Origin of the sequence: Erythrobacter aurantius, assembly GCF_023823125.1 — a bacterium.
Taxonomy (GTDB): Bacteria; Pseudomonadota; Alphaproteobacteria; order Sphingomonadales; family Sphingomonadaceae; genus Erythrobacter; species Erythrobacter aurantius.
Genome location: NZ_CP090949.1, coordinates 49055 through 62186 on the forward strand (window position 1 = coordinate 49055; position 13132 = coordinate 62186).

Below are 13132 nucleotides of genomic sequence, written 5' to 3' on the forward strand. Positions count from 1 at the left end.
CCTGCGCGCAAGGTGCTAATTTTCGAACAGCGTGATGCGAATAATCGATTGTCGTCCGTCACCGCACTACGGGAGCATAGGCTGCGAGGAACACCCCGACCGCCCCTTCGATACGCGCCCGATTTTCTTGCTCTGACGGCCGCGAGCCAAAGCGACGTTCCAGATCGCCCATGCCTTTTGCCATAGATACAAACTGCTCTGCCGCCAGCATGGGATCAGCGATCAGGAGTTCGCCCTTGGCGCTGGCATGCGCGAGCCAAGCGCTGAACGCTTGCTTCATACGCCACGGCCCTGCCTTGAGAAACGCTTCGCCGATCGCAGGATCGTGTTCGGTTTCCGCCGCAATGCGCCGTTCGAACTGGATCATTTCCGGGCGAGAGAGAAAATCGAACATGGCCTGCGCGATGGCGGTCAACCGATCGCGGATCGTTCCATTCGGCTCCTGATCGAGGCTGAAGTAGCCACGCATCTTTTCGCATTCGCGCTCCACCGACGCTGCGAACAGGGCCCGCTTGTCACCGAAGTGGTTATAGATCGTGACCTTGGACACTCCGGCTTCGGAAGCGATCTGCTCAATCGACGTCGCCGCGAAACCATCCTGAAAGAACCGCGCCGAGGCCGACTCGATGATCGCATCGCGCTTTGCGATGTCGGATGGCCGACCGGGCCGCTTTCTTTCCGGACATGAATTCAAGGGAATTTGGCCTGTTTCAAAAAGCTTGGTTGACAAAATGAACGCCGCCGTTCAATTAAACGATACCGTTCAATATTGTCGCATTACCCTCCCCTCCGCAACCCCTCTCTCCGCACGAAGGTTCCCATTCATGCTTTGGATCGCCATCCGGATGCTGACGGGCGACAGTCAGAAATTCTACGGCTTGCTGTTCGGCATAGCCTTTTCGACCCTGCTCATCACGCAGCAGCTCACGATCTTCATCAATCTGGTCGAGCGCGGGGCAAGCGGCGTTTACAACGCACCCGAAGCGGAAGTTTGGGTCATGGACCCCGTCAGCCGAACGACCGAAGTCAATTACGCCATGCCTTCGACCGCGCTTGACGAAGTGCGGGCGGTGCGCGGTGTCGAATGGGCCGTGCCCCACATGCGTGCAAGCGCTTCGGTCCGCACCGCATCGGGCGATCTGGAAGGCGTGGCGATCATTGGGGTCGATGATGCGACCCTTATCGGGCTGCCCGAAAGGATGATGATAGGGTCGAAAGAAGTTCTATCGATTCCCGACACCGTAGTGATCGATGATGGCGGGGTGAACAATCTGTTCGAAAACGGCGATGATCCGATTGGCGAGCGGCTTGAACTCAACGATCAACGCGCTGTCATCCGCGGCGTTGCCGATGCGATCCCGACCTTTACCAGCCAAGTGACGCTCTACACCAAATACAGCAGAGCCCTGAATTACGTGCCCGGCACACGCAATCGCCTGACTTTCGTGTTGGTAGGCGTCAGCGAAGGTTTCACCCCCGCCGAAGTCGCGCAGAATATCGAGGACCAGACAGGGCTCAAGGCCGAAACCCGTGCGGAATTCGCACGCGCGGGGGTCAACTTCATCATCCAGAACACCGGTATTCCGACCAATTTCGGCATCACCGTCGTGCTGGGGTTTGTCGTCGGCGTTGCGATTGTAGGCCTGACCTTCAGCCTTTTCATCCGCGACAACATCAAGCAGTTCGGTGCGTTGAAGGCTATCGGCGTCACTAACAGCAAGATCATCGGTATGGTCGGCGCGCAAGCCGGTTTGGTCGGCTTTGTCGGCTATGCGCTGGGCGTAATCGGAACCGTCCTGTTCCTGTGGGGCTTTTCAGGAAACCCGTTCTTCAAGGGCTTCTATGTCCCTTGGCAAATCCCGCTCGTCAGCTTTGGCGCCGTCATCATTATCCTTGCGATCACCGGCTGGTTGGCACTTCGCAGCGTGCTCAGCACTGAACCGGCTTCGGTGTTCCGGTGAGCAAGGGTGCCATGACCAAGCGCGATTCCGTGCCGTGTGACACCGAAGCCGCCATCTGCGCCCGTGGCATCGTGCGCGATTTTCAGGCCGGCCAATCGACCATCCGCGTACTGCACGGGATCGACACCGATATCCGCTCAGGCGAGATGACCTACGTCGTCGGCGAAAGCGGATCGGGCAAGACCACGCTGATCTCGATTATGTGCGGCATTCTCTGGCCGACCGCCGGAGAGGTCAAAGTCTTCGGGACAGACATCTACGCGCTATCGGATACCGAGCTCGTCAATTTCCGGCTCGAGAACATCGGATTCATCTTCCAGCAGTACAACCTGATCCCTTCGATCGACGCTGCCGCGAACGCCGCCGTGCCATTGATCGCGCAGGGTATGGGCATTGACGAAGCGCGCGAACGCGCAATCGTCCTGCTCGAGAAACTGAACATCGCCGATCAGGCGAACAAACTGCCTAATCAGCTTTCGGGCGGACAGCAGCAACGCGTCGCGATAGCCCGCGCGCTGGTCCACGAACCGCGATTGGTGGTGTGTGACGAGCCAACCGCCGCGCTTGATGCCAGCTCGGGAAGGCGCGTGATGGATCTGCTGCACGAAGTCGCTGTCGCGCCTGACCGCGCCTGCATCATCGTAACCCACGACAATCGCATTTTCGACCTCGCAGATCGCATTCTCGTGCTCGAAGACGGTCGCATAATCCATGACGGCACGCAGATGCCCCAAGACCACTAGCCGCCCATCCATAGCCAGAGGCCCGCATGTCTTTCCTGCCCTCCAACATCAGTTTTTCGCGCCATATCCTGCCAATCCTGGCGGTTGTCGGCTTGATCGTGGCCACACTTTACACGATTGGCAGCCTGCCCGATCGCAGCATAACCGAGCCGGAGAACCAGCCGCCCAAGGCTGCTGGTGCGCTGGCCGATGCACCACGTGTGTCCGGCTCGGGCATTGTCGAACCGGCAAGCGAAGTGATCGATATCGGTTCGGCGCTCTCCGGGCTTGTAACCGATGTCCGGGTGGCTCCGGGTGATCGGGTGGAAAAGGGACAAGTGCTGTTCCTGGTAGATGATCGAGCAGCTCGTGCCGCGCTTGCCGAAGCCAATGCCGCAATCCGCGAAGCCCGCGCCGCAATCGCCGAAGCGCAGACCGCGCGCGACACTGCACGTCAGCAGCTCGCACTCTACGAAAGCCTTAGCGATCCGGCCGCCGTCAGCCGTTCCGAAGTAATCCGGGCCGAAGGAGAGGCACAGGCCGCCTCCAGCCGGCTTGAACTGGCGCGGGCGCGCCTGAATGCGGCGCAGGCACGCGCAGGAAGCGCACAGACGGAATTGAACCGACTTACGGTGCGAGCGCCAATTGCCGGAGAAATCCTGGCGGTGAACATCCGGCCGGGCGAATTCGTCGCGACCCAAGGCGGAAACGGGCAGCCCTTTATCCAGATGGGCGAAACCAATCCGCTGCATGTGCGTGTCGACATCGACGAAAACGAAGCCGTTCGCGTCAAGCTGGGCGCACCCGCAACAATCTCGCCACGCGGTGCTGCCGAAATACGGGTTGAAGCCAGTTTCGTCCGGGTCGAACCGCAGGTCGTGCCCAAACGCTCGCTCACCAACAGCGCAGCCGAAAGGGTCGATGTTCGGGTGCTTCAGGTGATCTATGCTCTGCCGCAGAGCAAGGAAGCCGAAGTCTTCCGTGTCGGCCAGCAGATCGACGCTTTCGTCGCTGCCGATGCTTCCGGCGAAGAGTGATGCCCATGCAGCGCCCACTCCCTCGCCTCGTCACCCTCTGCCTGTCGCTTTCCCTAGCGGCTTGCGTGGCAGGCCCTGCACCTGAAGTGGCGACACCGCCGCCAGTCTTGCCGGACGCGTTCTACTATCAGCCTGACAGTTCGACAGGGGCGGCGCTTGATGCCCTGCTTCCTCGGAATGATCCCGCTTTTGCCAGCCTTTCGCAGGCTGCGATCTCGGGTGCGCCGAGCCTTGCCGAAGCTCTAGCCCGGATCGAAGCTGCTCGTGCCGGAGCGGCGCGCGCCGGAGCCGAACGCCTCCCGAACATATCGGCTCAGGGTACCGTCACTGAAAACAGGATCAACACCGCGCAGTTCGGTCAGGCCGGCCAGCAGGGCTTCATTCCCGAGGTGCAGACATCCTATGGCGCCAACATCGTAGCCAGCTGGGATGCAGACATTTTCGGCAGGCTCAAGGCGCAGGAACGCGCAGCTCTTGCCCGGATAGATGCGGCCAATGCATCGGCGGCGGCTGTTCGCATTGCATTGATTTCCGAAGTGGCAGGCAGCGTGATCGACTGGCGTGTGTTGAATGCCCGCGCGGCGGCAATTCAGGACGATGTGCTGGCCGCGCGGCAATTGGCCGATCTTGCGCGCAGCCGAGAAGATGCCGGGATCGCACCCGGATTTGACAGGGTTCGCGCCGAAGCGGCCGCAAGCGCTTCAAAGTCGCGCCTTGCCGCGCTTGAAAGCGAGAAAGTGCGGATTATCGGGCGACTCATTACCCTCACCGGGCTGAGTGGATCACAAGTCAACGCAGTCCTCGCGCAAGCCGGTGAACCAATGGAAACCGGGATGGCACCTGCTGCGCTTCCTTCCGATCTGTTGGCCAACCGTCCGGATGTGGTTGCCGCAGCCGCGCAACTCGCCGCCGCCGATGCAGAGCTTGCCGCAACTGCCCGCTCCCGCTTCCCCCGTCTCACCCTGTCTGCCGTGCTTGGATTGCTGGCATTCGATCCCGAGGATCTGTTTGACGATGATTCCTTCGTCAGCACGCTGACTGCGGGGATTGCCGGCCCCTTGCTGAACTTTGGCAGGATCGAAGCGGAAATCGACGGTGCGGCTGCGCAGAAGAAGATCGCGTTTCAGGCCTATCGCGGAGCGGTGTTTCAGGCGCTTGGTGATGCGGAGGCCGCCTATGGCCTGATCGCCGCAGCAGACCGTGAGGCCGCGCTTGCCACTGCCGAGCGTGATCAGTTGCAGCGCGCAGCCAGCCTTGCGAACGACCGGTTCCGTGCAGGGCTTGCGAGCTTGCTCGAAGTGCTCGAAGCGCGCCGTGCCGCAGATGCCAGCGGAGAGCGTGCGGCTGCCGCAATCGGAAGGGCGCAACGGGCGCGGGTGTTGTTGTGGCAATCGCTTGGCGGCGATGCGCCAGCGACAGAGCCAGAGGCAGGTTAACCGATCACCCGCTCGATCAGCCAGAAGCTGCCGATGGTGCCGATCGCATAAGTGGCGATCTTCAATGCAGGATTTTCCGCAACCGGCACGGTCCGGCGCATCAGTGCCAGCAGCGCGATTACTCCGGCGACGACCAGCAACTGCCCCGCTTCGACACCGAGGTTGAACGCCAGCAGCGCGGGCACCACTTCCCCTTGTGGCAAGCCAATATCGGCAAGCGCACCGGCAAAGCCGAAGCCGTGGAACAGGCCGAAGGCGAAAGCGACCACCCATGGGAAGCGCCGGGTGAAGGTGCGCCTTTCAGGATCGCGCAGCACAAGCGCAACTTCGACTGCGAGAAACACTATCGACAATGCGATGATGGCCTCGACCGGTCGGCTTGGAAGACCGGTGTAACCGAGGCTTGTCGCAACCAGAGTTATCGAATGGGCCACGGTAAAAGCGGTGGCGGCCTTCACCACCTCCCAAGGTGCGCGCACCAGCAACACCAAAGCGATCACAAACAGCAGGTGATCCCAGCCGAAAAGGATGTGCTCGGCTCCGATGACGAAATAGTCCCGCAACACCTGCCATGTGCCCGGTTGCGCGAGGATGGTCGCCGTCGGTGCATCGGAAGTAAGGCGGAAACTCTGCACTGGTCTTTCAAGGGGCACCAGCCGCGCAATCGCGTCAGAATTGCCGAGCAACTCGCTCAGGCCGAACGCCTCGCCAGCGAGATCGCCCTCGCAGCGGAGTTCCTGCCGCCCTTGCACTGTGAGCGCAGTGGCCCGTTGGGCGGGATCGCCTATCGGTTCGCAGGCTTCGGGGTAAACGGGAGAGGCGACAGGCAGTGCGCCCTGTCCGCGCGATACCGTCACTGGCAACTTCCACTCCATCACCCATCGGTCAGCCTCTCTCTCGACCATTTCGATGACGGCAGGGCGCAATTCATCCGCATTCAGGGGAATGGCGACGGCCGCAAAAAGGATCGCCAGCAAGGCTCGCAGAGCGTGTCTCACCTCGCAATGTCGACCCGGTAGGCGCTGCGAAGGATCTCGTAAGCACGCTGTTTGCGCTGCTCGATCTGGGCGTTGCGCCAATCGTTTTCGACCCGGTCGCGCACTGTATCGAAATCAGCCGCAACGGGTTTGCGGCTTTGCAGGCGGACCAGGTGCCAGCCAAAGCCGGAAGGCACAGGCCCCTGCCATTGCGCGCCCTGATCCAGCGCCGCCAGCCCGCGTGCGAATTGCTCACCGAAACGAATCTGGATTTCGGCAAAACGTTCATTCTCGACGCGGCGCGGAAGGCTGATCGGCTCGCCTGTCTCCTCACCACCGTTCGCACGCGACATGGCATTGCGGGCCGCCGCTTCGCTGGAGAAATAGGCCTGCTCGAAACTGACCAACAACGCATCGGCATATCGACTGGCGTTTTCCTCGAAAAAGGCACGCAGTTCTGCCTCATCCGGATCCGCCACTTCGGCGGCGGCACTCGCGGACATGTCCATCTTTGCGACAAGCCGCTGGCGCACCACCGCATCGCCCTGATCCAGACCCAGTCGCAAGGCTTCGCGATAGAGCACTTCCTCGCGCACATATCGTTCTATCCGCGCGTCAAGCTCTGCGTCGGTCGGCGCGCGACCCATCACCCGCTCGAAGCCCAGAGCAAGCTGCGCTTTCTGATCCGCATCCACGCGGATCATGCGTGAAGCCGGATCAACGGGCATCCCGCCCCATGTGAGCGCGAGATAGACCAGCGCCCCGAGCCCGATGAAGTGGACCAGCGGTTCGCGGGCCCAGTCAGGTAGCTTCACGTTGCCCCCGCACCCTTGGGCTTGAGCCAGATCGGCGAGGTATAGGCACGCTCCTGCGCGACGGCATCTTCCAGCGCATCGCCCGTCAACTCGAAACCAAACCGCACCGCATCGAACAGCGTCCAGCGCGGTGTCGGGATCTCGATCACCCGCACATAATAGAACGCCCGCTGTCCAGCAGCATAATCGGGATCGGTCCAGGTGGTGCGCAATTCGGGAGCGCCGATGGTGTTGGTATAGGTCGCATCCGCCCTGTTGACGGTATCGCCCACCGGAGTCAGCCCGCGCGCGGTGCGGGGCCGCTTGTCCATGTCGCTCCACACGACATCATAGACCCGCTCCTGCATCGCGCCGCTGGCATCGACCCAGCCCTTTACCACCTGCGCCCGGTCCAGATTGGCACCGTCAGGGTCCTTCAGCGCGCTGATCAGGAACGTCGGTGCCGTGCCCGCATCGGTCAGTTCGCCTCCCATTGGCACACCGCGGGTGTAGCCGGCCCGCACCCAATCGCCATCCCAGTCGCTCGCTGAAAAATCGAAGCCGCCGAATACCCGCACACTCATGCGCGGGCCGGTGGTGGCGTAAACTTCACGCCGCTTGAAGGCATCGAAGATTTCCGCACGGGTGTTGCCGCGCGCCCAGGCGGCGGCATAGCCCCCGGCGAGATAATGCCAGCCGAACCGCCCCTCACGCGTGCCGAGGTTCTGCGGCTCCATCGCCCTGCCCTGATTGGCGGGTTCGTTGCCTGTGTGTTTACCGAAAAAGTTGTCTTCGTCTCCGGAAGCCAGCGCCGTGTGGCTGTCTGTCGACCCGATCATGCCGAACGCATAGGGGTTCACACCCAGTTGCTGTTCCAGCGAGAGCCCACGCAACAGCGCAGAGCGGGCGTATGAACCGGCATACATGTCAGGAGTGCTGCGAAGGGTAAGCGGGAGGTTGCCCAGTTCCCACCCTTTGACGCCGAAACCGGCCATTTCGTCATTGGGAGAAAGGAAGGGATGGGTTTCCCCGTCGCCCTTGATCTGGGTGACTTCGACCACCGGCTCCGCCTTGGCCCGCCTTGCGGCGTATTCTGACGTCATCGGCGAACCGTCGGGCATAGTCATTTCGAACATCAACCCGTTCGAAAGATTGCCGTTGTGCGGAATCGCCAGGACATTGCCGCCGGTCTCCTTTTCATAGGAGGCCATGTATTCCCACAGCTGCTGCACATCCGCGTCAATCCCGCCGAACGGCAGGATTTTGCGGGTCTTGTCGCTGCCATCGCGAAACATCACGACGCGGTGCAGGTTGTTGCCGTCCGGCATTAGCGTCCATTCGAAGCCTGCAAAGGCGGTAAAGACACCGGGCTCATTGTAGCGATCGAGCAGGCCAATCTGGGTGTTCCAGATGTCTTCCGTCCCTTCCCGCGCCTGTTCGGGATCGCTGAAGGATTCGGGCAAAGTTCCGTTAGCGGCCGCCGTGATCAGTTCGGCAATAGCTTGCTGCGATCCTTCTGGCCCTTCGTGCATCAGGTCATACCAGCGCAGCACGGTTTCGTCGCCGATCACCCAATCGACGTACCAGCGCGGCGCGTCATACAGCCTGCGGGTTGCACCAAGCCCGTCGGAATGGTCTGCGATGACGAGGAAATCGAGCGGTCTGGAAAGCCGGGCCTTCGCCCCCGTAGTGGCGGTGACTTCCTCACCCCGAGCAAACCGCAGCGCATCCTCCGGCCCCAGCCTCACGCCAAATCCGAAAGCGTCGATCGAATTGTCGGTGTGGAGGTGCGTGTCGCCCCAATAGGGACGATCGGGAAACTCGGCGAGTTCGATCGTATTTTCGCCATCACCGGTTTGAGCCGGATCCAGCGCCGCATCGCCGCTGCATCCTGCTACCGCAATCGTCATCAGGCTTGCCGCAGCGAGCCCAACCCATGACTTGTGCATGGATTCCCTCCCTATTTCTCCCGAGCCCGAATGTGCGCGGGCTTGGCCCGGTTCGTCAAGCTAACCCTTGCGCTGAAGCAAGGCAGAACGTTCGCAGCGGCACACCACCTCGTCACGCTGATTGAGCAGTTCGTGCGTGAAGGTGACGATCCCGGCATCGGGGCGCGAATTGCTGGCACGCAATTCCTTGACCACGCTGCGCGCATGCAAGGTATCGCCGATAAACACCGGCTTGGGCGTCACCACCTTGTCAAACCCCAGGTTCGCCACCAGCGTACCCAGCGTCGTGTCCCCCACCGACAGCCCCACAAGCAGAGCGAAGGTGAAAGTCGAATTGACGAGGATCTGGCCAAACCCGCTTGCCTTTGCCGCCTCCACATCAAGGTGCAGAGGCTGCGGGTTGTGTGTCATCGTGGAGAACAGCAGATTATCCGTCTCCGTAACGGTGCGGCGGATTTCGTGCTCGATCGCATCGCCGACCTGCCATTCGTCAAAATACCGGCCTGCCATCGTTCAATCCTTCGACCAGCCGGCGACGATTTCAGCACCATCATTCCGGCTCGACCGCACAGATCCCGGCGTGCGGCTGAACCGCGGAGCAGGGGCTGTGTGCCATGCGCCATCATGCTCGACATAGGCACCGCGCGCTTTCATGTGCGGGTGCTCGCGTGCTTCGTCCAATGTCAGCACAGGGGCAAAACAAGCGTCGCTGCCTTCCAGCAGTTCGACCCATTCGGCCTGCGGACGTGTCTTGAACAAGGCAGCGAGCTGTTCGGCATATTCGTCCCAGTTTGCAGGGTTCATCTGCGCCTGTGCCAATTCGGCGGGCGCGCCAGACTTGGCCAGCAGTTCGGCATAGAATTGCGGCTCGATCGCACCAACCGACACCTCCTTGCCATCGGCGCATTCGAAACAGCGATAGAAATGCGCCGCTCCGCCCAGCATGCCCTTGCCGCGCTCGGTCGAAAGGAACGGCTTGTCGCGTACGCCGAAGAAGAAGCTCATCAGGCTGGTCGCGCCATCGACGATGGCCGCATCCACCACCTGACCCGTGCCCGATTGCGACCGCTCATACAGCGCGGCCATGATGCCGAAGGCGCAATACATCGAACCGCCGCCGAAATCGCCGACCAGATTCTGCGGCGGTGTCGCGGTTTCGCCAGCCTTGCCGACTGCGGCAAGCGCACCGGTGATCGCGATGTAGTTGATGTCGTGGCCCGCCGCATGGGCAAGTGGCCCGTCCTGTCCCCACCCCGTCATGCGGGCGTAGACGAGACGCGGGTTGAGCGCGAGCAGTTCGTCAGGCCCAAGCCCGAGACGCTCCATAACGCCTGGCCTGAAACCTTCGATCAACACGTCGGCCTTGACCGCAGCGTCAAGGCAAAATGCCTTGCCTTCATCGCTTTTGAGATCGACTTCGGCGCGGTGCCGCGCACGCTCGACCACGGGATTCGAAACACCGCTGCCGGGGCGATCGATGCGTACCACGTCGGCGCCCAGATCAGCCAAGAGCATGGCCACATGCGGGCCCGGTCCGATCCCTGAAAACTCGATCACCTTGAGCCCTGCAAGCGGGCCGGATTTCTCACTCATTACCTGACTCTCCCTTTGCCGCCTCTGTGCCGCCGCATCCGGCCAAGGGCAAGAGGTTCACCGGCGCAATTGACACTTCGCGGACAGCAGCAATAGAGGCTGGGTCGCGAACCATCCGGCAAAGGACCTCGACCCGATATGACAAAACCCCGGCGCAAAGTGCTCGCTGTCGCATCGGGCGGCGGGCATTGGGAGCAGTTGATGCTGCTTCGCCCGACGCTGGAGGAATATGACGTGCGCTTTGCCACAACCGAAGCAGAGATCGCCCGCCAGCGCGGGATTACTGATGTCGACACTCTGCCGGATTGCAACCAGAACCGCCCGATCCGATCCGCTCTTTGCGGCATTGTCGCGCTGTGGGTGGTGCTGAAACATCGCCCGCATGTGGTTCTCTCCACCGGTGCCGCCCCGGGCTTCTTCTGCCTTATGGCTGGCCGGTTGATAGGCGCGCGCACATTGTGGATCGACAGCGTGGCCAATGGCGAACAGCTTTCAATGTGCGGCAGGCTTTCGCGCAGCCTTGCGCATGAATGCCTGACGCAGTGGCCCGATCTGGCCGAAGACCCAAAGGTCAAATATCGTGGAGCTGTGCTGTGATCCTTGTCACCGTAGGCATGCAGCTGGGTTTTGATCGCCTGATCCGCGCGATGGACGAACTGGCGCCTTCGCTGGGGATGGAAGTGATCGCACAGACCGGCAAGGGCAACTACTCCCCTGTCAACATGACCGCGCGTGAAAAGATCGGCCCAGGTGATTTCGAAGAGCTGATACAGCGCAGCCGGCTGATCGTCAGCCACGCCGGGATCGGGACGATCCTGACGGCGCAGCGATTCTCGACACCAATCATCCTATTCCCACGCCGATTCGATCATGGCGAGCACCGCAACGATCATCAGGTTGCAACTGTCCGCAATCTCGAAGGGCGGTCGGGCCTGCTTGTTGCGATGGAACAAAGCGATCTTGCCGAACGGATCGCCGAAGGTCTTGCCATGGCCGAAACGCGGCCAGAAGTGTCTGCGACCGCGCGGCAACTGCGCGGAGCGATCGGCCGATTCATCGAAGGCGGTCAGATCTGATGCCGGGTATCTGCCTTACCGGCTAGCGGCGGGATGCTATCCGCCCCTTGAGCAAAAGGGTGTAATAGACCGCGGCTCCCAGCACGACGGCACTCGCGCCCAGATCGCCGGTCCAGTTCAGCTTCAAGGGTCCATACAGAAGCGTGTCCATCGCATGGAGAGAGATTGATCGCATGGCGATGACCGCGACCATAACGCCGCAACTTGCGATCGCGACGGCCACGGCAATGTTGCGACGCCCGGACATGCGCCTTGAGACATGGTAGGCCGTGTAAAGCCCGAGAGCTGCAAACAGTGCCAGAACGATGGCTATGATCACGCCCTGATAGCTGCGCCGACCCTCGCGCAGATCCTGCAGCTGCAACCATTCCCGAAGGTCAGCTCGCAAGGCCTCCTCGACATTGAAGATCCTCGAGACGATCAGCACCAGAAAAAAAACGGCAACCGCGGCCCAACTGGCCACCTGCCAACCATGCTGGCGCTGCACCTGACCTGTGCGACAGGCAAGCAGGCTGGCCGCGAGTACAAGCGCGTAAAATGCGGCCGCGATCAGGCTGAGGGTTGATGGCCCGTCTTGCATTCGGTGTTCGCCTCCGGAAATAGTCACTCTGACATCTTCGGTCCGTTTGAAACCTTGGTTGCCATCCTTCAACCCGCTTTTGCCGTCCCTCAGCATCTTTGTCGGATGGGAGAGCCGTATGGAGTTGCCCAAGCCTTGCTGCATTGCGGCATCTGCGTCTCATATCGAAACAATAGCTACAGCTACGACTCCCGACAGGGGCCGGAAGGCGGTTGCACATCAGGGAACCCCGGTCTAAGGAAAACCTCTTAGCGACGGGGGACCAAGTGGCCTTGAAATCTATGAACAGCAAACGTCTTGGCGTGGCTCTGCTCGCCAGTGCCATCACTCTTTCGGGATGTGCTTCGACACCGGAACCGGTTATCGGCGCAGCGGCTAGCCAGGCTCGCACTGATCTTGGACAGGTCAATTATTCGCAGTCGAGGGCGACGACCTACATGCTTCGCCCTTCGGACAAGATCTCGGTCAATGTCTTCCGTGAGCCGGAACTGTCGATCGAGAATGTCCGGCTTGGCGTCGATGGCGAAGTGTCTCTGCCGATGCTCGGCTCGATCCCGGCTGCCGGAATGACGACCAAGCAGCTGGAGCAAGACGTATCTCGCCGCCTGCTCGCCGCGGGTCTGCGCACACCGATGGTGAGTGTGAACATCGCCGAATACGCGTCGCACCTCGTGACCGTCGAAGGTGCCGTGGAAGATCCCGGCGTCTATGCATTTCAGCCGGGTGCGCGCCTTTCGTCCGCGATTGCTCTGGCTGACGGCCCGACAAATGTCGCCAAGCGCCAGCAAGTCGCGGTGTTCCGCGAAAGCCCGCAGGGCATCATGATCGCCAAATTCGATTACCAGCAGGTCAGCCAAGGTACGATGCTTGATCCTGTACTCCAGCCGGGCGATCGGGTGGTGATGGGAACCGACGGTCTGTCCGTATTCTACCAGAACCTGCTTCAAGCCCTGCCTGCCTTCGGCATCTTCGGGGTTGCAGCGATAAACAACAGTAACAACTGAACC

14 protein-coding genes are annotated in these 13132 nt (G+C 61.3%); 7 read left to right on the forward strand and 7 right to left on the reverse strand.

Features of this window, described 5'->3' with window-relative positions:
• Window positions 1-58 precede the first annotated feature (58 nt).
• Window positions 59-694, reverse strand: coding sequence for a TetR/AcrR family transcriptional regulator (locus tag L1K66_RS00265; protein ID WP_252258950.1), 636 nt, complete (start codon window positions 692-694; stop codon window positions 59-61).
• Between the two features lie 130 nt (window positions 695-824).
• Between L1K66_RS00265 and L1K66_RS00270 the strand changes: the two genes are divergently transcribed.
• From L1K66_RS00270 to L1K66_RS00285, 4 genes are read left to right on the forward strand one after another with little or no spacing between them, the layout of a single operon-like run.
• Window positions 825-1961: an ABC transporter permease gene (locus L1K66_RS00270; RefSeq protein WP_252258951.1), complete on the forward strand. Its 1137-nt coding sequence runs from the start codon at window positions 825-827 to the stop codon at window positions 1959-1961.
• An 11-nt stretch (window positions 1962-1972) separates the two neighbouring features.
• Window positions 1973-2704 carry an ABC transporter ATP-binding protein gene (locus L1K66_RS00275; protein WP_252258952.1) on the forward strand — a complete coding sequence of 244 codons (732 nt, stop codon included), beginning with the start codon at window positions 1973-1975 and terminating at the stop codon, window positions 2702-2704.
• A gap of 26 nt (window positions 2705-2730) precedes the next feature.
• Window positions 2731-3720 (forward strand): efflux RND transporter periplasmic adaptor subunit, encoded by a 990-nt coding sequence (locus L1K66_RS00280; RefSeq protein WP_252258953.1) that lies wholly within the window; start codon window positions 2731-2733, stop codon window positions 3718-3720.
• A gap of 5 nt (window positions 3721-3725) precedes the next feature.
• Window positions 3726-5156: an efflux transporter outer membrane subunit gene (locus L1K66_RS00285; RefSeq protein ID WP_252258954.1), complete on the forward strand. Its 1431-nt coding sequence runs from the start codon at window positions 3726-3728 to the stop codon at window positions 5154-5156.
• Here the strand turns inward: L1K66_RS00285 and L1K66_RS00290 are convergent.
• The 5 genes from L1K66_RS00290 to L1K66_RS00310 are packed head-to-tail and all read right to left on the reverse strand — an operon-like array spanning window position 5153 to window position 10469.
• Window positions 5153-6133 (reverse strand): HupE/UreJ family protein, encoded by a 981-nt coding sequence (locus L1K66_RS00290; protein ID WP_252258955.1) that lies wholly within the window; start codon window positions 6131-6133, stop codon window positions 5153-5155. The genes L1K66_RS00285 and L1K66_RS00290 overlap by 4 nt on opposite strands.
• A gap of 17 nt (window positions 6134-6150) precedes the next feature.
• On the reverse strand, window positions 6151-6948 hold the full coding sequence (locus L1K66_RS00295; RefSeq protein ID WP_252258956.1) for a peptidyl-prolyl cis-trans isomerase: 798 nt from the start codon (window positions 6946-6948) through the stop codon (window positions 6151-6153).
• Window positions 6945-8876, reverse strand: coding sequence for a DUF3604 domain-containing protein (locus tag L1K66_RS00300; protein WP_252258957.1), 1932 nt, complete (start codon window positions 8874-8876; stop codon window positions 6945-6947). Before L1K66_RS00300 ends, L1K66_RS00295 begins: the two co-directional genes overlap by 4 nt.
• Window positions 8877-8936: 60 nt before the next feature.
• Window positions 8937-9386, reverse strand: coding sequence for a MaoC family dehydratase (locus L1K66_RS00305; RefSeq protein ID WP_252258958.1), 450 nt, complete (start codon window positions 9384-9386; stop codon window positions 8937-8939).
• Window positions 9387-9389: 3 nt separating this feature from the next.
• Complete coding sequence (locus L1K66_RS00310) at window positions 9390-10469, reverse strand: CaiB/BaiF CoA transferase family protein (protein WP_252258959.1); 1080 nt, start codon at window positions 10467-10469, stop codon at window positions 9390-9392.
• Between the two features lie 138 nt (window positions 10470-10607).
• Between L1K66_RS00310 and L1K66_RS00315 the strand changes: the two genes are divergently transcribed.
• Both L1K66_RS00315 and L1K66_RS00320 read left to right on the forward strand, forming a co-directional pair.
• Window positions 10608-11066, forward strand: a complete 459-nt coding sequence (locus L1K66_RS00315) for a glucuronosyltransferase (protein WP_252258960.1) — start codon at window positions 10608-10610, stop codon at window positions 11064-11066.
• Entirely contained in the window at window positions 11063-11545 is a 483-nt protein-coding gene (locus tag L1K66_RS00320) for a glycosyltransferase (protein ID WP_252258961.1), read from the forward strand. Before L1K66_RS00315 ends, L1K66_RS00320 begins: the two co-directional genes overlap by 4 nt.
• A gap of 22 nt (window positions 11546-11567) precedes the next feature.
• Here the strand turns inward: L1K66_RS00320 and L1K66_RS00325 are convergent, their stop codons facing one another.
• Window positions 11568-12257 carry a heme-copper oxidase family protein gene (locus L1K66_RS00325; protein WP_252258963.1) on the reverse strand — a complete coding sequence of 230 codons (690 nt, stop codon included), beginning with the start codon at window positions 12255-12257 and terminating at the stop codon, window positions 11568-11570.
• Between the two features lie 149 nt (window positions 12258-12406).
• On the opposite strand from L1K66_RS00325, the gene L1K66_RS00330 reads away from it, so the two are divergent.
• The gene (locus L1K66_RS00330; RefSeq protein WP_252258964.1) at window positions 12407-13129 is read left to right on the forward strand and encodes a polysaccharide biosynthesis/export family protein; all 723 of its coding nucleotides are present in this window, start codon (window positions 12407-12409) and stop codon (window positions 13127-13129) included.
• The last annotated feature ends 3 nt before the right edge of the window (window positions 13130-13132 follow it).